Origin of the sequence: Labrenzia sp. THAF35, from assembly GCF_009363595.1 — a bacterium.
Taxonomy (GTDB): domain Bacteria; phylum Pseudomonadota; class Alphaproteobacteria; order Rhizobiales; family Stappiaceae; genus Roseibium; species Roseibium algicola.
In genome coordinates this window covers 1,403,047-1,424,750 of sequence record NZ_CP045380.1, presented here as the reverse complement: position 1 = coordinate 1,424,750, position 21,704 = coordinate 1,403,047, and the positions used below count along the sequence as shown (strand labels likewise).

24 protein-coding genes are annotated in these 21,704 nt (G+C 60.4%); 11 read left to right on the top strand and 13 right to left on the bottom strand.

The window, feature by feature from the left end; all coding sequences use genetic code 11:
* From FIU93_RS06585 to FIU93_RS06575, 3 genes are all read left to right on the top strand, one after another.
* On the top strand, positions 1-657 hold the full coding sequence (locus FIU93_RS06585) for a 3'-5' exonuclease (RefSeq protein ID WP_055660087.1): 657 nt from the start codon (positions 1-3) through the stop codon (positions 655-657).
* A 325-nt stretch (positions 658-982) separates the two neighbouring features.
* Complete coding sequence (locus tag FIU93_RS06580) at positions 983-1,255, top strand: hypothetical protein (protein ID WP_031270062.1); 273 nt, start codon at positions 983-985, stop codon at positions 1,253-1,255.
* 348 nt (positions 1,256-1,603) lie between these two features.
* Complete coding sequence (locus FIU93_RS06575) at positions 1,604-1,924, top strand: hypothetical protein (protein WP_152505122.1); 321 nt, start codon at positions 1,604-1,606, stop codon at positions 1,922-1,924.
* A 15-nt stretch (positions 1,925-1,939) separates the two neighbouring features.
* On the opposite strand, the gene FIU93_RS06570 is transcribed toward FIU93_RS06575, so the two are convergent.
* Both FIU93_RS06570 and ggt read right to left on the bottom strand, forming a co-directional pair.
* Positions 1,940-3,325, bottom strand: a complete 1,386-nt coding sequence (locus tag FIU93_RS06570) for a multicopper oxidase family protein (RefSeq protein ID WP_152505121.1) — start codon at positions 3,323-3,325, stop codon at positions 1,940-1,942.
* 107 nt (positions 3,326-3,432) lie between these two features.
* Positions 3,433-5,028 (bottom strand): gamma-glutamyltransferase, encoded by a 1,596-nt coding sequence (gene ggt / locus FIU93_RS06565; RefSeq protein ID WP_055660095.1) that lies wholly within the window; start codon positions 5,026-5,028, stop codon positions 3,433-3,435.
* Positions 5,029-5,162: 134 nt separating this feature from the next.
* Between ggt and FIU93_RS06560 the strand changes: the two genes are divergently transcribed.
* The gene (locus tag FIU93_RS06560; protein ID WP_023002601.1) at positions 5,163-5,594 is read left to right on the top strand and encodes a heme-binding protein; all 432 of its coding nucleotides are present in this window, start codon (positions 5,163-5,165) and stop codon (positions 5,592-5,594) included.
* Positions 5,595-5,784: 190 nt separating this feature from the next.
* Here FIU93_RS06560 and FIU93_RS06555 read toward each other — a convergent pair whose 3' ends face one another.
* On the bottom strand, positions 5,785-6,285 hold the full coding sequence (locus FIU93_RS06555) for a GNAT family N-acetyltransferase (RefSeq protein WP_152505120.1): 501 nt from the start codon (positions 6,283-6,285) through the stop codon (positions 5,785-5,787).
* Between the two features lie 19 nt (positions 6,286-6,304).
* Positions 6,305-6,895, bottom strand: coding sequence for a polyhydroxyalkanoate synthesis repressor PhaR (gene phaR / locus FIU93_RS06550; protein WP_152505119.1), 591 nt, complete (start codon positions 6,893-6,895; stop codon positions 6,305-6,307).
* 295 nt (positions 6,896-7,190) lie between these two features.
* On the opposite strand from phaR, the gene FIU93_RS06545 reads away from it, so the two are divergent.
* Positions 7,191-8,372, top strand: coding sequence for an acetyl-CoA C-acetyltransferase (locus FIU93_RS06545; protein WP_031270058.1), 1,182 nt, complete (start codon positions 7,191-7,193; stop codon positions 8,370-8,372).
* A 120-nt stretch (positions 8,373-8,492) separates the two neighbouring features.
* On the top strand, positions 8,493-9,221 hold the full coding sequence (gene phbB, locus FIU93_RS06540; protein WP_023002597.1) for an acetoacetyl-CoA reductase: 729 nt from the start codon (positions 8,493-8,495) through the stop codon (positions 9,219-9,221).
* Positions 9,222-9,290: 69 nt separating this feature from the next.
* Here the strand turns inward: phbB and FIU93_RS06535 are convergent, their stop codons facing one another.
* Both FIU93_RS06535 and FIU93_RS06530 read right to left on the bottom strand, forming a co-directional pair.
* Entirely contained in the window at positions 9,291-10,112 is an 822-nt protein-coding gene (locus tag FIU93_RS06535; RefSeq protein ID WP_152505118.1) for a hypothetical protein, read from the bottom strand.
* A 264-nt stretch (positions 10,113-10,376) separates the two neighbouring features.
* Entirely contained in the window at positions 10,377-11,120 is a 744-nt protein-coding gene (locus tag FIU93_RS06530; RefSeq protein WP_173017283.1) for a DUF3299 domain-containing protein, read from the bottom strand.
* A gap of 139 nt (positions 11,121-11,259) precedes the next feature.
* Between FIU93_RS06530 and FIU93_RS06525 the strand changes: the two genes are divergently transcribed.
* Complete coding sequence (locus FIU93_RS06525) at positions 11,260-11,901, top strand: septation protein A (RefSeq protein ID WP_152505116.1); 642 nt, start codon at positions 11,260-11,262, stop codon at positions 11,899-11,901.
* 210 nt (positions 11,902-12,111) lie between these two features.
* Here FIU93_RS06525 and FIU93_RS06520 read toward each other — a convergent pair whose 3' ends face one another.
* The 4 genes from FIU93_RS06520 to FIU93_RS06505 all read right to left on the bottom strand — a co-directional run bounded on the left by FIU93_RS06520 (position 12,112) and on the right by FIU93_RS06505 (position 15,040).
* On the bottom strand, positions 12,112-12,534 hold the full coding sequence (locus FIU93_RS06520) for a hypothetical protein (RefSeq protein WP_023002594.1): 423 nt from the start codon (positions 12,532-12,534) through the stop codon (positions 12,112-12,114).
* A gap of 188 nt (positions 12,535-12,722) precedes the next feature.
* Positions 12,723-12,908: a 50S ribosomal protein L32 gene (gene rpmF / locus FIU93_RS06515; RefSeq protein ID WP_006936667.1), complete on the bottom strand. Its 186-nt coding sequence runs from the start codon at positions 12,906-12,908 to the stop codon at positions 12,723-12,725.
* 181 nt (positions 12,909-13,089) lie between these two features.
* Positions 13,090-13,764, bottom strand: coding sequence for a monofunctional biosynthetic peptidoglycan transglycosylase (gene mtgA, locus FIU93_RS06510; protein ID WP_286202411.1), 675 nt, complete (start codon positions 13,762-13,764; stop codon positions 13,090-13,092).
* Between the two features lie 61 nt (positions 13,765-13,825).
* Positions 13,826-15,040: a cyclopropane-fatty-acyl-phospholipid synthase family protein gene (locus tag FIU93_RS06505; protein ID WP_152505114.1), complete on the bottom strand. Its 1,215-nt coding sequence runs from the start codon at positions 15,038-15,040 to the stop codon at positions 13,826-13,828.
* 190 nt (positions 15,041-15,230) lie between these two features.
* On the opposite strand from FIU93_RS06505, the gene FIU93_RS06500 reads away from it, so the two are divergent.
* The gene (locus FIU93_RS06500) at positions 15,231-16,091 is read left to right on the top strand and encodes a polyprenyl synthetase family protein (RefSeq protein WP_286202440.1); all 861 of its coding nucleotides are present in this window, start codon (positions 15,231-15,233) and stop codon (positions 16,089-16,091) included.
* A gap of 108 nt (positions 16,092-16,199) precedes the next feature.
* On the opposite strand, the gene FIU93_RS06495 is transcribed toward FIU93_RS06500, so the two are convergent.
* The 3 genes from FIU93_RS06495 to FIU93_RS06485 are packed head-to-tail and all read right to left on the bottom strand — an operon-like array spanning position 16,200 to position 19,156.
* On the bottom strand, positions 16,200-17,144 hold the full coding sequence (locus FIU93_RS06495) for a prephenate/arogenate dehydrogenase family protein (protein ID WP_023002590.1): 945 nt from the start codon (positions 17,142-17,144) through the stop codon (positions 16,200-16,202).
* 6 nt (positions 17,145-17,150) lie between these two features.
* Positions 17,151-18,287, bottom strand: a complete 1,137-nt coding sequence (gene hisC, locus FIU93_RS06490) for a histidinol-phosphate transaminase (protein WP_023002589.1) — start codon at positions 18,285-18,287, stop codon at positions 17,151-17,153.
* On the bottom strand, positions 18,284-19,156 hold the full coding sequence (locus FIU93_RS06485) for a chorismate mutase (protein ID WP_055660523.1): 873 nt from the start codon (positions 19,154-19,156) through the stop codon (positions 18,284-18,286). Before FIU93_RS06485 ends, hisC begins: the two co-directional genes overlap by 4 nt.
* Before the next feature lie 217 nt (positions 19,157-19,373).
* Here FIU93_RS06485 and FIU93_RS06480 point away from each other — a divergent pair, with 217 nt between their 5' ends.
* The 3 genes from FIU93_RS06480 (at position 19,374) to FIU93_RS06470 (ending at position 21,644) form a co-directional block, all read left to right on the top strand.
* Positions 19,374-20,576, top strand: coding sequence for a homoserine O-acetyltransferase (locus tag FIU93_RS06480; protein WP_055660107.1), 1,203 nt, complete (start codon positions 19,374-19,376; stop codon positions 20,574-20,576).
* 4 nt (positions 20,577-20,580) lie between these two features.
* On the top strand, positions 20,581-21,213 hold the full coding sequence (gene metW, locus FIU93_RS06475) for a methionine biosynthesis protein MetW (RefSeq protein WP_023002586.1): 633 nt from the start codon (positions 20,581-20,583) through the stop codon (positions 21,211-21,213).
* A 161-nt stretch (positions 21,214-21,374) separates the two neighbouring features.
* Positions 21,375-21,644 carry a hypothetical protein gene (locus FIU93_RS06470; protein WP_152505112.1) on the top strand — a complete coding sequence of 90 codons (270 nt, stop codon included), beginning with the start codon at positions 21,375-21,377 and terminating at the stop codon, positions 21,642-21,644.
* The last annotated feature ends 60 nt before the right edge of the window (positions 21,645-21,704 follow it).

Genomic DNA, 21,704 nt, shown 5'->3' with positions numbered 1-21,704 from the left:
ATGCATCACGTGATCATTTACGACTGCGAATATCTGACCGCGCCCGGCGCCATGAGCCGGCAATGGTGCGGTCCGCTGGATCCGGATCCGAATGTCGCCCAGATTGGCGCGGTGAAACTCTCGCTCGGGGGCGGTTATGACATTCTCGATACATTCAATGTCCTGATCAAGCCGAGGGACAGGTTCGGCAGGCACCCGAATGTAGATCCTTTCTTCACCGAGCTGACCGGCATTACCCAGGCGGACATCGACCGCGAAGGCATTGCCCACGCCGACGCACTGGAAAAATTCGCAGCCTTCGCAGAGGGGGCGAATTTCTGGTCCTGGGGCAAGGACGAACTCACCCTTCTGGCGATCAGTTCCTATATCGAAGGCCTGACACCACCCATCCCCGCCCACCGCTTCGGCAACGCCATCGGCCTGATCTTGAATGCGGGCACCCCCGTTGAGGATATGGGCAAAATGACGAGCGGTCGTCTGGCGGAGTATTTTGGCCTCGAGACGTCGGACGGGCGGCAACACGACGCTCTCGACGATGCCATGTCGGTTGCCGTGAGCCTGCAGCATCTTCTGAGGAATGAGAAACTGACCGCCGAGGACTTCGCTCTGCCACTCGCGGTTCGGCTGCCAGAACTGTCGGAACACCGTTCAGCCTGAGTCCTCCCCCCGCAGGTCAAACCTGATTCCCTTTGCCGTCAGGACTTGCCCCTGCCTGCAACGGGCCGGTTCCGGTTACCACCGCTATCCCCGCTTCCCACTGAAAAGTGTCCGATTTTGCGCCACCGCATTAACGATTGTTAATGCAGATCGGCGGTTTTCTGCGGACAAAAAGTTAACAAGAGGTTAACGTGGCACGGTGATTGCGACGTTTCAGGTGAGGCAGCCTTGGGCGTGCCATTCTGAAACAATGAGGCGTTAAATCGTGCGAGTTAACCCGGTTTCTTCTGCAGGTCGTGCCAATGTGAGGCGGAAGCGTCCCTCCGTGGGAGAGACGGAATCCGAGCGGCAGGCGACCTTTGACACGTATCTCCCCGTTCCCGTGGAACCGGAGCTTGAGCGCGAGCAGATTGCCTTCAGCGCGCGCTACCGCCCGAACTCTATTTTCCTCGCCCATCTGATCGCGACGCGAGATGGAGAGCCCCAGACAAGGTTCCGCAGGCAAACAGAACCACTCACCGGCGTGAACTCGTATCGGGCAACTGCTGCCCTGCCACGCCAGCGCCCTGCCGGCCGACTGCTCAAGACCGAGCGCTAGGCCAACCTGTTTTAAAGTTCCAGAAGTACCACTGGAGACCTTCAACCCGGGGCATTGCTCCGGGTCTTTTTTTGGTTTGCCCGAACATGCTTCAGGTGAGGATCAAGGAGGGGCATATCACCCGAACTGCAGAGGCTGGAGGCAGAAGCACCGCAGCAAATGACGGCACCGGGAACAAATTCTGCTGACAACCGTTATCTCTAGACAGCAGCGGGCACCCCCCTCTCCCGTCAAAGTGTGACGCGCGTCACATTTTTCTGTTGTCAGAGACCCTATATTGAAAAACAGATCCGGACTCCCCGGACCTCCGAAAGACTGGCCACGGACTGGCCCACCCCGGAGACTGAAATGCAAGTAAGACCCGTATCGGCCATCCATCCCATGCGCATCCGGCAGAAGCCGGTAACCGCTCCGACTGAAAGAACCGGCTTCAGTTCGACCTCAAATGGTCAGTTTGGCGCTCTGGATGCCGTCCCCGCACATCTCGCCGCACAGGCTTCTCAGCGTGACGCCTATTACGGCGCCCATGCCGAATATGCCACCCAGCTTCTGGCCGGAGACTCGTTTGACGAGCAGACCTGGCTGGAGCGCCGGCAGCATGTCGCGCAATATGCATCCGCCGCCGAAGACGGCGACGAACGCTCCTACACGATCTCCCTGTCTGCCTGACCTGTCGGAAAGCGCTCAGGCTTCTACACGCAGGAAACCGGCCAGGCCGGTTTTCTGGTGTTCGATCACATGACAATGGAATGCCCAGTCGCCCGGATTGTCGGCAACCAGGGCCACTTCCATGGTTTCTTCTTCCAGAAGCAGCGCGGTATCCGTCACCAACGGCGGCAGCTTGCGCTTGTTCGACCGCAGCAACTGGAACGACATGCCGTGCAGATGGATCGGATGATCGTTCGGTGATTCGTTTCGGAAGCGCAGGATGTAGGACTTGCCGTGCCGCAAGGTCGCCAGCGGATCGAATGGCCCCGGCACATCCCCGCCCCAGGCCACCCGATTGATCGACCAGAAGGTATAGCCGAGCGAACCACAGATGCTGGCCTGCGGCGCATCCCCGCCCGGAGACCAGCCGAACACGAAATCCAGAACCTCGGCATTGGCAAGGTCTGCCTGTGGCACAGGGTTCGGCTTGAGTGGCTTCAGTTCTCGCAGGTCCCTGCCGGCTGACGCGCCCCTGGGCTGGAATGTCGCCAGCACCTTGTCGCCATTCGGCTTTTTCAGAACAAGCTTGGCGACCTCGTCTTCACTGTCCGGTACACGCAGGGCAACATCAGCCCGCTGTCCGGGCGCAAGCACGATTTCGTCCATCGCCACCGGCTGCGGCAACGGGTTGCTGTCGATCGCGATTATCAGTGCCTCGGCACCGGAAACTGTATATCTGCCGACCCTTGTGAGATCGGTAACAGCCAGACGCAGACGCACGAGAGAGCCCGCGGCAAGTTCATAAACGGGCTGTGGTTGCCAGTTGACTGTCGAAACGGTTCCGAGCGTGCCGCCTCGCGCGGCATTGCGAGGCTTGTAGAAGGCAATGAACTGGCCGTCGCCCCCAAGCCGGAAATCACGAATATTCAGTGGCAGGTCGCTGTCGAAGCCGGCATCTTCCTCGTCTTCCACCACGATCACCCCGGTCATTCCCCGGGCGATCTGTTCCAGCGTGTTGCAATGCGGGTGGTACCAGAAGGTGCCGGCGTCAGGCGGCGTGAACTCGTAGCGGAACGCGTTTCCCGCCTCGATCGGATACTGCGTCAGATAGGGTACGCCATCCATGTTGTTGGCGATCCTGAGGCCGTGCCAATGCACCACCGACGCTTCATCAAGCGCGTTCTTCACGTCGATCGTGGTGGTCTGTCCCTTGCGGAACCGCAGCACCGGCGGCGGACCACTGGGGCTGAAGCTCATCATGTCAGCCGTGACCGTTTCCGGCAGCACCGAATGATTGAGCCTCGAAAGGGTCAGGCTGTGCTCAGCGGCCAGTGCCTGCCTGGCACCAAGTCCACCGGCCGCAAACGCCGTCAGCGCCCCGGCGCCGCCAAGCAGGATCTCCCGCCTCGAAAATCCGGGCATATTGAAAACCTCATATGATTATCGGCGCGTCCAACCGCACCAAACACCCGTGAGGCGGCGATCACAAGGTTCAAATTGACGCGGTCAGGTGGCCGGCCGAAGCCTGGTCAGTAGCCTCCGGCATGCCCGTCCTTGCGTGGATCGGAGCCTGCTGTCAGCAAGTGCCGGGTCTTGTCGATCATGATGGCCTGGGACCCGCCAATTGGGCCGGACGCCGGAACGACGGAATGGCCCAGCGCACGAAGTCCGTCGAGCGTGGACGGTGGCACCAGTCGTTCCGCCTGCAGTTCGTGGCTGGCGATGTCGAAGAACATCCGCGGGAAGTCGATGGCGGCCTGAACATCCATGCCATAGTCGATGATGTTGGTCAGCACATGTGCATGGCCGCAGGCCTGGTAGTGGCCACCCATCACGCCGAAGGACAGGAACGGCGCCCCCTCTTTCAGCACCATTGCCGGAATGATCGTATGCATCGGCCGCTTGCCGCCGTCGATGGAATTGGCATGTCCCGGCTCGGCCCGGAACGAACTGCCACGGCAATGCAGCAGCACACCGGTTTCCGGAGCGACAATGCCACTGCCGAACCCGCTGAACAGGGAATTGATGAAGGAAACCGCAAGTCCGTCCCTGTCGACGATCGTCAGGTAAACCGTGTCCGTCTGCGGAGCCAGCGCACTTGCCGGGACCGAGTCCATCCGCTTGGTCAGCGACACCTGCCGGGCAAGCTGGTCGATATAATCCGCGCCGATCAACCGTGTGTGGCAGACATCCATGTATCCCGGGTCGGTGATGAATTGCTCCCGGACGCCATAGGCCAGACGCGCGGCTTCCATTTCCAGGTGAAAACGTTCCGGACCGAGCGGATCAAGGCTTTCCAGGTCGAACTGTTCCAGAATACCGAGCATGATCAGGGCAACGATCCCCTGCCCGTTTGGCGGCAATTCGGCCACCGTGTGACCCTTGTAGTCCCTCAAGACCGGTGACACCGCTGTCGTGTGGCAAGCGGCCAGATCGTCCTGGGTCATCAGCCCGCCGCGCGACTGCAGCGCGCTCACAATGTCGTCGGCAACCGGGCCAGAATAGAAGGCATCCGCCCCGCCCTCGGCAATTGCCGCGAGAGTGTCTGCCAGACGCGGGTATTTCAGAACCGTGCCGGTTTTGGGTGCTTCGCCCTTGATCAGGTAGCGCGCGGCCGAAACCTCGTCGGCGCGCAGCTTGTCGACATCCCCGGCCCAGTCGCGCGCAACACGCGGGGCAACCGGAAATCCGTCGCGGGCATATTGAATTGCCCGCTTGAACAGGGACTTGAAACTCTTGGTACCATGCGCCTTCAGCAACGTTTCCCAGGCCCGAATGGCACCGGGTACGGTCACGGCATGCGGCGACGTGTCGGTGATGTCCTTGACGCCAAGCTCTGCAAGCTTTTGCGGTGTCGCGGCCCGCGGGGCTGCACCTGAGCCATTGAAACCCGTCAGACGTCCATCCGGCTCCATGACAATGGCAAAACAGTCGCCGCCGATACCGGTCATATGCGGTTCGACAACACATTGAACGGCAACTGCCGCGATCGCGGCGTCAACCGCATTGCCACCTGCCTGAAGCACTTCCAGAGCCGCGCTCGTTGCCAGCGGATGAGAGGTCGCAGCCGCTGCTTCGCGTGCAAAAACCGGGGACCGGCCCGGGGCCTGAAAATCACGCTTCACTGAATTCCTCCTGGCCGAAGTGTCTTTCTTTCCGAATCGCAGCAATAGCTTCTCGGGAAAGCCGCCTATTCGCCAATGCCATGTTCTGTTAGCAAATCGGTATCGCGGTCAGCACCTTAAGGAGAAGTGGGAAAATGCGCAAACTGACATTATCAACGGCAGAGACCATCATTTCTGCCGCTTTTGAAAAAGCAGCCGAGCTGAATCTGAAACCGCTTACCGTTGCTGTCCTCGATGCGGGTGGTCATGCCATCCTGCTCAAGCGGCAGGACGGATCCTCGATCATGCGTCCGCAGATCGCCACGGGCAAAGCGATAGGTGCACTCGCTGTCGGCACCGGCACCAGATGGCTGAACGCCAATGCAGAGTCCCGTCCGCATTTCGTCAACGCTCTGAACGGCGTTTCCGGCGGGGCCATCGTACCGGTGCCCGGCGGCGTTCTGGTGAAGAACGACGAAGGCGAAACCCTTGGCGCTGTCGGCATTACCGGCGACACGTCCGACAATGACGAAGCCTGCGCAGTCGCCGGCATTGCCGCTGCAAGCCTGGTTGCCGACTGCGGCTAAGGAAAGGACCGGATCTGCCTTCTTTCAAGAAGCCTCACCTACCCTTCACCTCATCCTGAGGAGGGCCGATAGGCACGTCTCGAAGGATGGGCTGCAAACACAAGAGCAAGCGGCCCATCCTTCGAGACTCGAGTGAGCTCGCTCTTCGGGATGAGGCTTTATTTTGACGGCGGTCCGGGCTGACGCCCGTTCAGACCGGCCCCAGGGCTTTGCGATAGATATCCAACGGCCCCGAAGCCGACTGAAGTGTTTTGACCTGCTGCCAATCCCGTCTGAGGACGAGCGACCCGGCCGTTGCCGTTGCAGTCAGAATTTTCGGAAATCCGATCCTGGTGGCTTCCCGTTCTGCGGCAGCGATCAGCTTGATGCCGATACCTGCTTTCCGGAAATCGCAATGCACAAGCAATGCGGTCAGCCAGGCGCCGGGATAAAGGTCCGACCCCGGCGAGGTATCACGCAGGGAGACCGTTCCCAACGGCCTGCCATCTCCGTCCAGCGCAACCAGACAGCGCGGCAGGCGAGCATTTGGCAGAAGGCACTTTTCCAGATCTTCCCGCGCATCGCCGGGTTGCCCCGGGCCATACCAGTCGGCCCACTCCTCGACAAACCACGTCTCGAGGATTTTCAGCAACACTGGATCATCGCCAAGCGCAATGATGGCGATGTTCATGCGGTCCAGATCACGGCTCATTACAGGTCGCGTAAACGCCTCAGGACTTCTCGCTGAGCTGGTTGATCTTTTTCTGCATGTCTTCCAGCTGGCGCTTCATGTCGTCGAGATCGTTCCCGCCGGACTTTACAGGCTTGGCCTGGCTCGCCGGGTTGGCAGTCGCAGTTGGATCTCCCCCCGCGGCCGGAAAGGGCATGAACATCTTCATGGCCCGCTCGAACATCTCCGTGTTGCGCTTGACCTGGTCCTCGATGGCCTCGAACGCCGTTGCGCCGAAAGCTTCGCTCATTTGCGAACGCAGCTTTTCCTGCTCCTTGGTGAGCGAGGTCATGGAATATTCCAGGAAGCTCGGCACGAGGCCCTGCATGCTGTCGCCGTAAAAGCGGATCAGCTGGCGCAGGAACGTGACCGGCAGAAGATTCTGCCCCTTGCCTTCCTGTTCGAAAATAATCTGGGTCAGGACCGACCGGGTAATATCCTCACCGGACTTCGCGTCATAGACGACAAAGTCCTCCTCCCCCTTCACCATCACCGCCAGGTCCTCAAGCGTGACGTAGGTGCTGGTGCCCGTGTTGTACAGGCGCCGGTTGGCGTATTTCTTGATGATTGTCGGCTCGTTGGTCTTGGCCATCCGTGAATTCCGCCTATCAGCCTTGTGGCTAGTTTCCCATTTGACGACAAGGCTTTCGCAGGCCTGTCATCTCCTCCGTGTAAGAGACTAAGCCAATCGTATCGGATCGTGCCAGCCTTTTTATGTGCGCTGACGAAAGGATTATACCGCAAATGCGAAAACAAGCCTTCGATACGGAGTGTTACGGTTGACACAAATCTCAGCGCAGTTTCTAGTCCATGCATAATAAGCATCGACAGGTGCCCCTGCGGCACCAGTCCACTACGGTCAATTGGCCTCAAGTCTGGAGAGTATGATGAGCGCTTTCACCGATATCGTCATTGTCAGTGCGACCCGCACGCCCGTGGGGTCGTTCAATGGCGCCTTTGCCAACACCCCGGCGCATGACCTCGGTGCCATTGTCATGAAGGCGGCCATGGAACAGGCCGGCGTCGAAGGCGGCGACATCGACGAAGTCGTGTTTGGTCAGGTTCTGACGGCCGGTCAGGGCCAGAACCCGGCGCGTCAGGCTGCCATCAAGGCAGGCATTGCCGATAGTGCGACGGCCTGGACGCTCAACCAGGTCTGCGGTTCCGGTCTTCGCACCGTTGCCATTGCAGCGCAGCAGATCATTTCAGGCGACGCCACCATCATGATGGCAGGCGGCCAGGAAAACATGTCGCTGTCGCCGCACTGCGCCCACATGCGCGCCGGCTACAAGATGGGCGACTACAAGATGATCGACACCATGATCAAGGACGGCCTTTGGGATGCCTTCAACGGCTACCACATGGGCCAGACCGCCGAGAACGTCGCCGAAAAGTGGCAGATCAACCGCGACCAGCAGGACGAGTTCGCAGTTGCTTCCCAGAACAAGGCGGAAGCTGCCCAGAAGGCCGGCAAGTTCAAGGACGAGATCACCGCGGTAACCCTGCAGGAACGCAAGGGTGAGCGCGTCGTTGCCGATGACGAATATATCCGTCACGGCGCCACGCTGGAAAGCGTCGCCAAGCTGCGCCCGGCCTTCACCAAGGACGGTTCCGTGACTGCCGCCAACGCCTCCGGCATCAACGACGGTGCAGCCGCCATTCTGGTGATGAGCGCCGCCGAAGCCGAAAAGCGCGGCCTGAAGCCGCTCGCCCGCATCGCCTCCTGGGCCACTGCGGGTGTCGATCCGGCAATCATGGGCTCCGGCCCGATCCCGGCATCGCGCAAGGCGCTTGAGAAAGCCGGCTGGTCCGCTGCCGACCTCGATCTCGTGGAAGCCAACGAAGCCTTCGCCGCTCAGGCTTGCGCGGTCAACAAGGACATGGGCTGGAACCCGGACATCGTCAACGTCAACGGCGGCGCGATTGCCATCGGCCACCCGATCGGTGCGTCCGGGGCTCGCATCCTGACCACCCTGCTGCACGAAATGAACCGCCGCGACGCCAAGAAAGGCCTTGCAACACTGTGCATCGGCGGCGGCATGGGTGTCGCCATGTGCCTGGAGCGCTAAGCCGCAAAGGGAAAGAAGGATCATGGCCGGGCCTCCGGCCATGATCGGGAACAGCAAACAAGACTGAATTGATGTCAGAGAGCCCAAAGGGCCCGGAACTGGAAGTCAGGAGGAAGGGGAATGAGCAAGGTCGCATTGGTCACGGGTGGTACGCGCGGTATCGGCGAAGCAATTTCGCGGGGTCTGAAAGACGCAGGCTACACCGTGGCGGCCACATATGCCGGCAACACCGAAAAGGCCGAAGCCTTCAAGGCCGAGACCGGTATCCACGTCTTCAAGTGGGACGTTTCCGATCCTGACGCCTGCGCGGCAGGCATTGCCCAGGTGGAAAGCGAACTGGGTCCGGTGGAAGTGCTGGTCAACAATGCGGGTATCACCCGCGACGGCATGTTCCACAAGATGAGCTTCGAGCAGTGGCGCGAAGTCCTGTCGACGAACCTCGATTCCATGTTCACCATGACCAAGCCGGTGATCAACGGCATGCGGGAACGGTCTTCGGGCCGCATCATCAACATCTCTTCCATCAATGGCCAGAAGGGCCAGATGGGCCAGGCGAACTATTCCGCGGCAAAGGCCGGCGTGATTGGCTTCACCAAGGCACTGGCGCAGGAAAACGCCTTCAAGGGCATCACCGTCAACTGCGTCTGCCCGGGCTACATCAACACCGACATGGTTGCCGCCATGCCGGAAAAAGTGCTGCAGTCGATCATCTCCGGCATCCCGGTCGGCCGCCTCGGCCATCCGGAAGAAATCGCCCAGACGGTGGTCTACCTGGCGTCCGACGCCGCCGCCTTCATGACCGGTGCTGTGATGACCATCAACGGCGGTCAGTACATCGCCAACGGCTGAGGCTTCAGTAAAACCAGAACTACGGAAAGGCGCTCTCGGGCGTCTTTCTTTTTTCTGTTTTTTAGAACGTTACTCTCGTTGATCCTGGCCGAAACAGACGCGCTGAAGCCAGCCGCGATTAGCCTTCTGATCGGGAACAAAGCCACGTTCATGGTAGCTCCACGCCCAGGCCTTCTCTCGCGAAACCAGGAAAAAATTGCCACCTCTTCTGCGTTTGGCCAAAGTCAGGAGAGTCAGACGGTCGCCGACCTGCGCGATCTTTTGAGTGGTGGGAAAGTAGATGCAGTGGTCGCTGCCATTGACAGCAGCATACGCTTCAGAGCGTACCAGGGTCGGATACCAGAACCAGCTATAAGCCGTGAGAGCCAGCAGGACCGTGGCGGTTCCAATGCCGAATGGATGAAGAAAAAGCCTTGATGCTGGTCGTTTCAGCCAAGACTCAGTGGTCTTGGCAAATAGCCAGATACAGAAAAGAGCAAGGCTAACATGCAGTAGCATGGCGTGGGACAGGTCACTGGTTGCCCAGGCCAGGTTGCAAAAAAAGATCAGCGTCAAAATGCCTGACGCACCAAACCCCACGACTAAGTCCAGCCAGTAAGGCGATGCGGTTTCAACATCTTCAAAACAACGTTTCTTGTCTGCGAAATGGAGAAACAGCACGCACAGCAAGCGTAGCGACACGCTCATACCTATTGCAATACTGGCGAAGACAACGACAAACAAAACACCCTCCCGGTCAGAGGGGCCGGTAAAACGCCACCAAAGCAGCAGTCCTGAAAAAATCGCGAGGGCAATCTTCATGGCAGTTTTCAACCTGACCATGAAAATCGGAAATGTGATAATAAACCCTACGATCCCGAGAAACCCAAGAAAAGAAAAAATCTTAATCATCACAAAGGCACCAGAGCTGAAACGAAAGGAACCTCTGCAAGAGTTGAAACGGTTTCTGCTATGGATCAGATCTTGATGAATGCTCCGGTTTTCAATCTACTGCGCAAAATCATCTCGGAATTTGCGCAAAAATTGCACCGGCGAGCAGGTTTCCGACTTTTTTAGTTTCTACCTATCCATCGCGTATCTTAGCCTGGCACCTCAGACAAACGAATTTCAGCGATCACGCGGCTATTCCAAAAAGCGCCCGTTGCAGCGCCTTTTTTATGGGTGCTTCCAGGAGTTCTCAGGCACCGGCCCCTTGAAGAATTTCCAGATCCGGCTCATCGGATCCGGGGCGGTCTCCTCACCCAGGCTTTGGGCGCCTGTGACTTCCATCTCGAACGCCGCGATCATGTCGACCTGACCGTCCAGAAGCGTGATTTCCTGTCGGGTTGTTTTCAAGGACAGGCGCCCGGTGAGCCGGACCGGTTCATAGACATACTCCGCCCGCCAGCCTGTCGACAGCCGGTAACGGATCATCTGGTTGGGATCGGGCGCCGGCATGTGGCTGCACATGCCCTGTTCGGGAACCAGATAGCCGGCGATTACCTCATCGCTGCCGGGTTCCTGCACGGGGATCACATACCCGGTAATCTCGATGTCCCTCCCGGCCAGAGCCTTGTTGCCGGCAAGCGACGCAGCAGCCCGTTTCTTCGCAACCTCGAAGCGTTGCGACAGCAATTTGTCCGTCGGCACGCCAGCTGCTGCAAGCTGGGCTTCTTCCTGCTGAAGACGACGTTTCAGCGTTGAACGGTCCGCGTCAGTCTCAACCGTCTCGTCCAACTGCTGGCGAAGCCGCAGCACCGTGCCCAGCGACCGCAGCTCTGTGCCGCTGAGCGCGGCAAAGGGGTCCTCATAGGCTGCGGCCTCCGGATCCTTGAGTTGGTCCCAACGAACAGGCATCGCCGCGAAGGCAGAGACCGTAAACAGCAAGGTGGCCGCGAGGCACAGCATCCAACGTTTCATCTTCACGCTTCCCGGTGCCTCTCTACTGGCCCTGAAATTTTCCGGCTCTATTTTCCGAATCGGACCGGGGTCCTTGACCCTGGCACCCTCCATCACCTATGTCCGGAAGCAGACTTCCTGAACAGGATAACGGAAAAACATGGAACTCGAACACGCCCCGAACGACCCCACCCGCAAGGAACTTTCCCCGCTCCTGAAGCTGGCGCTGGAATTGGGACCGCTCGGCGTGTTCTTCCTGTTCAATGCCCGCGGCGAACAGATCGCGGCGGCCTTTCCCGTGCTGCAACAGGTCGGCAAGCCAATCTTCCTGGCAACCGCCGCCTTCATGGTGGCCATCAGCATCTCGCTGGTCGTGTCGCTGTGGCTGACGAAGCGCCTGCCGATCATGCCGCTGGTGTCCGGCGCGGTGGTTCTGGTTTTCGGCGCCCTGACGCTGTGGCTCCACGACGAACTGTTCATCAAGCTGAAGCCGACCATCGTCAACTGCCTGTTCGGCACGGTTCTGCTGGGCGGATTGCTGTTCGGCAAGGCACTGCTCGGCTACGTCTTCGACAGCGCCTTCCGGCTGACGGACGAAGGCTGGCGTAAGCTGACATTCCGCTGGGGCGTTTTCTTCTTCGTGCTTGCCGCGATCAACGAGATCGTCTGGCGCAGCTTCTCGACCGATTTCTGGGTCAGCTTCAAGGTCTTCGGCATCATGCCGATCACCCTTGTCTTCACCCTGACCCAGCTGCCGCTGATCCAGAAACACGCGATCGTCGAAGACGGCAAGGACGCCTAGCCGTTCCGGTCTTGCTCCGCGCCCGTCATTCCTGACGAATGCAGCGAAACGCTGCACGCCGATCCGGAAACCGGGTATCGGCGCGAGCCAAGCGAACCCATTCTCTTCAAATGCGGACCGCGCTAAAACGCAAAGGAATTCCGCGTGCCGGTGCTGCGCTCGGCCGCGTCACACTTGTCCGGAATAGCGGCAGTCGGCCCGCAAGCAGTCTTAGTGCACGTCCCCATGGCCGAAGGAAACATCCCGCCGTGCGCCGGTGATGGAAATCGAGAACCCGGCGATCACGTCGATCAGCGAGATCGCCATGAGGATGAAGAACAGCGACGTCGCCGCGGGCTGCAGCACCAGGAACTCCACCAGGTAGGCGACGAACACCAGCACCGAGAACATGTGGTCCAGCAGGGCCGTCGTGCCGATGCGGGTCGCCTTCAGAATTTCGATGAACAGGAAGAACAGCCCGACCGTGATGAGCAGATCGCTCGCCAGAAGCTCGAAGGTTGCGCCGGAAACCATCTGTATGGTGATCATCGGCTGCGCCCAGAAGCCGGGCTCTCCCGCGCCCACCGTGAAAGCAAGGGCGTTATAGATCAGCAGCGAGAAAAGCGTGAAAGGAACGGCTGAAAAAAGGCGCATGAACGGCTCCCGAATTCAAGGACACCCGAAGCGGGCAGAAATCGGAGCGAGCTGACACGATCTTGATAGCCAATTCAAGGCGCTGAAAAGAAAAAGGCCGGCCCGTCGAAACAAGGCCAGCCTCAATCTTGATTTGCCATGCGGCGATCCGGTCCGGACGCTACCTGCATTCACGAAGAATACGGGTGTTATGCGTCGTCTTTTGCGGAAAGGATCTGACGGCCCCGGTACATGCCGGTCTTCAGGTCAACGTGATGCGGACGGCGCAGTTCGCCCGAATCCTTGTCCTCGACGTAAGTCGGCTGCTTGAGGGCGTCCGCGGAACGGCGAAAACCGCGCTTGGAGCGCGAGGTTTTTCTCTTTGGAACGGCCATTTTGTTTTTCTCCGTGGTCCATAACCGCGCGGCCCGGACCGGGTTAGCCCGGGGCGTGGCGTCACGCAGCGTGTTGGAATGCGCGGCGTTATACAGGCAACGCCAACGTTTTGCCACCCCATAGAGAAAAAATTCTTGGTCTGGATAGAACAGGCGGTGGCGAAGCGCTATCCACCTCCGTCTATTTCCCCAGAACACAGCCGAAAATCGGCCCCGCGCCCTTCACACGGGCCAGGTTCGTGCCGGCCAGTTTCCGGTGTCCGGAACCTGGTTTGGCGGGGTTCCGGCCACGTGGATTTGGCAAGGCTGTCGCCAATCTGGCAGCTTCGGTCCGCGTCAGGTCCTTGGCGCTCTTGCCGAACCAGGCCTGCGCGGCGGCTTCGGCGCCGAAGATACCCTCGCCCCACTCGGCAATATTGAGGTAGATTTCCAGGATCCGCTTCTTGGTCAGCATCGCATCCAGCATCAGGGCCAGCGGCAGTTCCAGCCCCTTGCGGATGTAGGACCGCTCGCCCCACAGGAACAGGTTCTTGGCGGTCTGCATCGTGATGGTGCTTGCGCCGCGAGGCTTCTCGCCTTCGCTCAGTGCTTCGACCTGATCCTGAAGCGCGTCCCACTCGACGCCGTCGTTTTCGCAAAAGCCGCTGTCTTCCGAAGTGATGACCGACCGGACGAGGTTTGGCGAAATCTGCTCAAGCGGTACCCACTGCCGGTCGACCCATAGAAACTGGACATAGCGCCCGATCATCAGCGTGCTTATGGGCGGCACGACGGAATAGATGACGGTAAGAACGGGCGGAAGCAGGACCAGGACCAACAACAGCTGCAACAAGCGCTTGCGGATAAGGCCGATCATGCCACGGCGGCGCCCCGGCGCGCCCCCGGAGCCTGACTTTCCACCCGTTGCAGGTTTGACCCTAACCATTCAGTTCCCGTTCGTTATCGACGATGAAGTCGCGGACAATCGGCACGGCATCCCGCTCCTTCGACAGGAGGAGCTGGAAGACCATGTTGGATCCGTGCAGGAAGCCCAGCTCGACCGCACACAGATAAAACTCCCACATACGGCAGAAAGTTTCGTCATAAAGATCAGCGGCAATCGCCCTCTTGTCTTCAAAGCGAATGCGCCAGTCGCGAATGGTGTAGTAGTAGTGCAGCCGCAGGATTTCCGCATCGCAGACCCATAACCCAAGCCGTTCGGTAGACGCAAAGACTTCCGACAGCGCCGGAACGTAACCCCCGGGGAAAATATACTTGCGAATAAAAGGCCCCGTCGTGCCCGGAGGCGTCATGCGACCGATGGAATGCACGACGGCATAGCCTTTTTCGGTCAGGCATCTGCGGATCTGGCCGAAATACTCCTCGAGATGGCCGATGCCGACATGTTCCATCATGCCGACCGAGATGATCCGGTCGAATTGCCCTTCGAATTCCCGGTAATCCTTCAGAACGAATGTCACCTGGTCCTCAAGACCCGCAGCGCGCACGCGTTCTTCGGCGATCTTCACTTGCTCTGGCGAGACGTTGAGCGAGGTAACCTTTGCACCGGCCTGAGCCATGCGGATGGCGAGCGAGCCCCAGCCGCCGCCGATTTCAAGCACTTCCATCCCAGGCTTCAGGTCCAGCTTGGCGACCAGATGGGCCAGCTTGGCCGCCTGGGCTTGTTCCAGCGTGTCGTCAGGCGAGGTGTAATAGGCACAGCTGTAGTTGAGGCCCTCATCCATGAACAGCCGATAGAGGTCGGTTGAGAGGTCATAGTGATGCCGCGCCTGCGACTTTGCCCGTTCGACGCTGTTCTGCTGCTGGCGCCGCCGCAAGAGCTTCCAGCCCTTCCGCAACAGGCCCTGTACGGGATTGGCCCCAAGCGGCGCCCTGTTGATGGAAAACAGGAACATGAAGTCGTAGCAGGTCGACCCTTCCTCCATCGTCAGGGTTCCATCCATATAGGCTTCGCCCGCGGCCAGCTCCGGATTGAGAAAAAGCGATCGGTAAAGCTTTTTGTCATGCAGCCGGATGGTCACTGTCGGACCGTCCTCGCCCGACCCGAATTCGTGCACGGCACCCGCGACGTCGATCACACGCATGCGCCCGCGCTTGATGAAGGATCGCAGAAGGCTCGACAGCAGTTTCATGGAAAAATCTCCAAATGGGTCAGTTTGAAAAGATCGGGCAGGTAGCTCCCGCATTTTTTTGAAATTCGAGCCTTGACGATACAGAGAATTGGTTTCAGGGAAACCCGGACTTTGAAAATGTTGCCGATCCGTCCCGGAGCCAATCGTGACCCTTGACCCAAACCAGCATCTGACATTCCAGGCCAAGTTTGTGGAGGCCACGCTGGAAACGCTTCTGGCCACCCAGGCGCTGCCGGATGAAACCGTGCGCCCCCCAAGGCTGCTTGCAGCCATGCGCCACGGCGCGCTCAACGGCGGCAAGCGACTGCGGCCGGTTCTGGTGATGGAGGCTGCCAATCTGTTCGGGCGGGCGGATGACGGCGTTCTGCAGGCTGCCTGCGCGCTGGAACTGATCCATTGTTATTCGCTGGTCCATGACGACCTGCCTGCTATGGACGACGACGATCTTCGCCGGGGCCAGCCAACCGTGCACAAGGCCTATGACGAGGCGACCGCCATCCTGGCCGGCGATGCGTTGCTGACGCTCGCCTTTGACGTGATCACGGGCGAGGCGGTGCATGCGGATGCAGCGGTGCGCCTGCGGCTATCGCGTGAACTGGCCCGCGCGTCGGGCATCGGCGGCATGGCGGGCGGGCAGATGCTTGACCTGGAGTCCGAACACCGCGAGCGCTCCGAAGCGGAGATCCGCCAGCTTCAATCCATGAAGACCGGCGCGCTGCTGCGCTACGCCTGCCGGGCAGGCGCCATTCTGGCGGATGCAGCGGAATCGGATGTCGACCGGCTGACCCGCTTCGGTGAAGTGATCGGCCTTGCCTTCCAGCTCGCGGACGACCTTCTGGACGTGGAAGCCAGCGCGGAAACAATGGGCAAGGCCACCGGCAAGGATGCGGAGGCCGGCAAGGCGACGCTTGTAGGCCTCTGGGGCACCGACAGGACGCGCAACGAGCTCGGCCGGCTGGTGGAGGAAGCCGAAACGCTTCTCGCGCCCTACGGCAGCCGTGCGGCGATCCTGAGCGCCCTTGCCCGTTTCATCGTCAACCGGACCAACTGACGAGACAAAAAAGCCCTTGAGGGTCGAGCGATCCTCAGGGGCTAGAATGCAATGGGGGCTCAACGCCCGGGAAATTCCCTTGGCAAGACCGGTTCCTGATGGAAGCGGTCACTCCGCCGGTGTGCCGGCCTTGTCCTTGGCATGACGGCCGAAGTCGGGGGCGTCGGTTTCCTGACCGGCCTCGATGATCGAGCGGCGGATACCCCGGGTGCGGGTGAAGAGGTCGAACAGCATCTGGCCATCGCCCCAGCGGATTGCCCGCTGAAGCGCGGAAAGATCTTCGGAAAACCGCGCCAGCATTTCCAGGATCGCGTCCTTGTTGTGCAGGCAGACGTCCCGCCACATGGTCGGATCGGACGCCGCCAGACGCGTGAAATCGCGGAAACCGGACGCCGAATACTTGATGACTTCCGACTTGGTGACCGTCTCCAGATCGTCCGCGGTGCCGACGATGTTGTAGGCAATCAGATGCGGCAGATGCGAAACGATGGCCAGCACCAGATCGTGGTGTCTGGCGTCCATCGTGTCGACGTCGGAACCACAGGCGCGCCAGAAGGCGCTGAGTTTTTCGAGGGCCTCGGGATCCGTGTCCTCTGCCGGTGTCAGGATGCACCAGCGCTGGTCGAACAGCGTCGGAAACCCGGCATCGGGTCCGGACTGTTCGGTCCCGGCAATCGGGTGACCCGGAATGAAATGCACACCCTCGGGCACATGGGGGCTGACCTGATCGACGACGGACCCCTTGGTGGAACCGACATCGGTCAGGATCGCGCCTTTTTTCAGCGCAGGCGCAATCCACTTGGCAATGGCCTCATTGGCCCCCACCGGCGCGCAGAGGATCACCAGGTCGGCCCCCTCCACCGCCACGGCGGCGTCGAGCGCATAACTGTCGCCCAGGCCCAGCTCCTCCGCCCTTTGCAGGGTATCCGCAGACCGGGTGGAAATCGCGATTTCCTTGACCAGGCCGCGTTCACGGGCGACCTGTGCGAGCGAGGAACCGATCAGGCCGATGCCGATCAGGGCCATGCGCTCGAAAATGGGGGCAACAGTCATGTGTTCTTATTTCTGTTCCAGAAAGTCCTTCAGGTGGCCAATGATGGCCCGGTTGGCGTCTTCCGAACCGATGGTCATGCGGATCGAGTTCGGCAGCCCGTAATTGCCGACCATGCGCAGCACGCAGCCGCGCTCCAGCAGATAGGCATCGGCATCCGCCGCACGCTTGCCGTCCTCGTCGGGAAAGTGAACCAGCACGAAGTTGCCGACGCTCGGCGTCACCTTCAGGCCGAGCTTTTCCAGCTCCGCCGTCACCCAGGGCAGCCAGGTGTCATTGTGCTCGATCGAGCGCGTGACGAAATCACGGTCACGAACAGCGGCCATACCGGCGGCAATCGCCATGCCGTTGACGTTGAACGGACCCCGGATGCGGTTGAGCGCATCGATCACATGGGCCGGACCGAAGCCCCAGCCGAGACGCAGATTGGCGAGGCCGTAAATCTTGGAGAAGGTCCGCGTCATGATGACGTTGTCGGACGTCGCTGCCAGCTCGAGACCGCTTTCATAGTCGTTGCGGCGAACATATTCCGCATAGGCGGCATCCAGAACCAGCAGGACGTTGGCCGGCAGGCCCTCATGCAGCCGCTTGACCTCCTCGAACGGCAGATAGGTGCCGGTCGGATTGTTCGGGTTAGCAATGAAGACCATGCGGGTCTTGTCGGTGACCCTTGCCAGGATCGCATCGACATCCGTCGTCAGGTCCTTTTCAGGTGCGATCACCGGCGTTGCCCCGGCGGCGCGAATGGCAATGTCGTAGACCAGGAAGCCGTGTTCGGAATAGATCGCCTCGTCGCCCTGGCCGAGATAACCGTAGGCGATCAGGCTGAGAACCTCGTCGGACCCGGCGCCGCAGATGATGCGGTCCGGATTGAGGCCGTAGACTTCGCCGATGGCCGCACGCAGCTCTGCAGAGGACCCGTCCGGATAGAGTTCCAGGTTTCGCGCCACGGCTTCAATGGCCGCGCGGGCAGCATCGCTGGTGCCGAGCGGCGTTTCGTTGGACGAAAGCTTGTGAACGGTCTTGCCGTGGCTGCCCTTGGACTTGCCAGGAACATAAGGCGCAATATCCAGAACGCCCGGCCGCGGCTGCGGACGGTTTGCGGTTGCCTTGCCGGCTTCAGTCACTGTCGTCATCTCGTTCATCCCTGAGGCTCCTCGTCCTCGGCAGCAAATGTGTCATCCGGATCGCCATTCCCGTCGATCGGCGCGGCATAGCCGCCGACACGTCTCAAAACTTCCGGGGCGGCGCCTGCGGCAAGGCAGGCTGCGCGCACATCCTCTTCCGTCAGCTCGCCGGAAATCGCAAGCAGCGCGTCGACACCGGCGGCGGACCGGAAGAAACTGAGCACTTCAATGCCTTCGTCCATCAGGTTGCCCGGCAGAAGATCCGACCAGCGGGCGTCATAAACCGCAATATCGGCGTTGTCGATCATGCTGTCGGCCTTGGCCAGCACCAGCGCCGGCAGGTCGGCGGGACGCTCGTCCAGAATGACGAAGGGCAGCCGCGCCCGCACCAGTGCGCCGGATTCGCTGAGGCCCCGCCACCAGGGCAGCTCCGCCCGGTCGATCAGCGCCACAAGGCCCAGGTCACCGGCTGACGCCGTCACGGCGCCGACCACGTCGGCCGCATCGCTTCCCGGCACCAGCTCCACGGAAAAACCGAAGTAGAAACGCGCCAGGTCGAGCATCTCGATCAGATCGGCGCTGCCGTCCAGATGGACGGCGGTATCTGCCTGCAGGCTGGTGCAGGCACAGATGAGATCCCGCCAGATGTGTTCGACGGTTGCCAGCGGCAGGTCACCCTGGTGGCGCTCCACCATCTGGCGCATCAGGTCGGCATCACGTTCGGGTTGAAACAGGGCGGGTGCAGCTCCCGCGGCGCGGCCGGCAGCCTGGATACCGGCTTCGGCCTGGGCGCGTTCCATCAGGGCGGTGTGGATGCGTGCATCGATCTCGTCGACCCGTGTCCTGAGGTCGTCCAGCGACAGCCCGCTGTCCGGCAAGTGAGACATGAGGTGGCTCCGGCCTTCGTTTGGGTTCAGCGGCGCATAGTCATAGGCATGTGATTGCCCAAAGGCAAAAGAAAACATTGACTCAGGCGTTCCGGCACGGCTAGGTCGCCAGTCTGGCCGTTCTGCCGGGTGCCTGCCGTTTCCCGGTGGCGGACCGTGGCCCGCTCAACCGGCCTGAAATATTCCCGCCCGGGACAACAGATAATTCTTTAGAGCCATGTCCGCAGACACATCACGTCCAGCCACCCCGGAGGATCTGAAGGCAAGCGAAGCGGTTTCGCCCTCGAGCAAACTTGCGCGCTTTCCCGCGGAAGAACCGCTGGAGCTCGATGCCGGCGTAAAGCTTGGCCCCTGGCAGATTGCGTATGAAACCTATGGCGAGCTCAACGCGGACAAGTCCAACGCCGTCATCGTGTGCCACGCCCTGACGGGCGACCAGTATGTAGCCTCCACCAATCCTGTGACCGGCAAGCCCGGCTGGTGGAGCCAGATGGTCGGCCCCGGCAAGCCGGTCGACACCAATCATTATTTCGTTATCTGTTCCAACGTTCTCGGCGGCTGCCTCGGCACCACAGGACCGGCCTCCATCAACCCGGAGACAGGGCAGCCTTACGGCCTTGCACTGCCTGTCATCACCATTCGCGACATGGTCCGGGCACAGGCGCGCCTTGTCGATCATCTTGGCATCGACACGCTGTTTGCAGTCATCGGCGGCTCCATGGGCGGCATGCAGGTGCTGCAGTGGGCGGCCAGCTATCCCGAGCGCGTGTTCTCGGCCGTACCGATTGCCGCGGCCGCGCGGCACACGTCCCAGAACATCGCCTTCCACGAAGTCGGCCGGCAGGCGATCATGGCCGACCCGAACTGGTGCGCCGGCAGTTACCTGCAGGAAGGACAAAGGCCGACAAAGGGCCTGGCGGTTGCCCGCATGGCGGCGCATGTCACCTATATGTCCGACGAGTCCCTGCACCAGAAATTCGGCCGCAACCTGCAGGACCGGGACAATGTCACCTTCGGTTTCGACGCGGATTTCCAGATCGAGAGCTACCTGCGCCACCAGGGCATGACCTTCGTCGACCGGTTCGACGCCAATTCCTATCTCTATGTCACCCGGGCGATGGACTATTTCGACCTGGCGCATCAGTTCGGCGGCTCTCTGGCGAACGCCTTCAAGGGAACGAAAACACGTTTCTGCGTCATGTCGTTCACATCCGACTGGCTGTTCCCAACCTCCGAAAGCCGGCGCGTGGTCAAGGCGCTCAATGCGGCGGCGGCCAACGTCTCCTTCGTCGAGATCGAAAGCGACCGGGGTCACGACTCGTTCCTGCTGGACGTGCCGGAGATGTTCCAGACGATTTCCGGCTTCGTCACCGGCGCAGCACACGCCCGCGGCCTGCCCGCACCGGGCGAGGAGGCCTGATCCCGTGAACCTGGCTCCAAGACAGACCAAGAGCGGAGACGTGCGCGGCGACCACAAGGTTGTCGCCTCGCTGGTACCGCACAATGCCCGCGTGCTCGACATCGGGTCCGCCGACGGTGAGCTGCTCGACCTTCTGGTGCGTGAACGCCAGGTGGACGGACGCGGCATCGAACTGTCCCAGGAAGGCGTCAACCGCTGCGTAGCCCGCGGCCTGTCGGTGATCCAGGGCGATGCTGACCAGGACCTGTCCGACTATCCGGACGGGGCGTTCGACGTCGTCATCCTGAGCCAGACCCTGCAGGCAACCCGCGAACCGAAAAAGGTCGTCAGCGAGCTCCTGCGCATCGGCAATCAGGTCGTGATCTCGATCCCGAACTTCGCCCACTGGCGCAACCGGGCCCAGCTTCTGTTCCGCGGCCGCATGCCGGTGACCAAGTACCTGCCTTACGAATGGTACGACACGCCGAACATCCACTTCTGTTCCCTGCGCGATTTCGTCGAGCTTTGCCGGGAACTGGACGCGAATGTCGAAAAGGCCATCGCCCTCAGCGGCCGGGGCAACAAGATCCCGGTCAATGCCCCGTGGTGGGTGTGGAACATCGTCGCCGAACAGGCTGTTTTTCTGCTGAAGCGGTGAGCGAGCTGGATCAATCGGTGATACGTCCTGGCTCTACACGTTCAGATGAGATTTGGGGACTGGCCACCAGCTCTAACCCCTCTCCACATGGGTCATATTATATTTGACGCACCACGCCTTATAAGTGCGTGATGATCCTACCTGCAACCAGGGAGGAAATAATGTCTAAGTCCGAGATAGACCATTCCATGAGGGGTACGGCAGTCCTTGCCGCTTGCATCGTTCAAACTCTTGCTGAATCCGATCCATCTTTTCAAGAACGGTTTTTAGAGAGACTGGCCGCCGCATATCGTGAGTTTCGCGATGACACTGAAGGGAGTGTTGATAAGGAGCTGACGCTGTTTTCATGGACGCGTTCCCTTCTTACAGGCTTTGATTTTCTGCATGGTCAAGGTGATTCATTCTTGTCGGATTACGACCCCAAACGTTGAAGCAACAAAAAGCCCGGCTTAGTGGCCGGGCTTGTCTTTCATTTTTTCACCTTTAGGAGG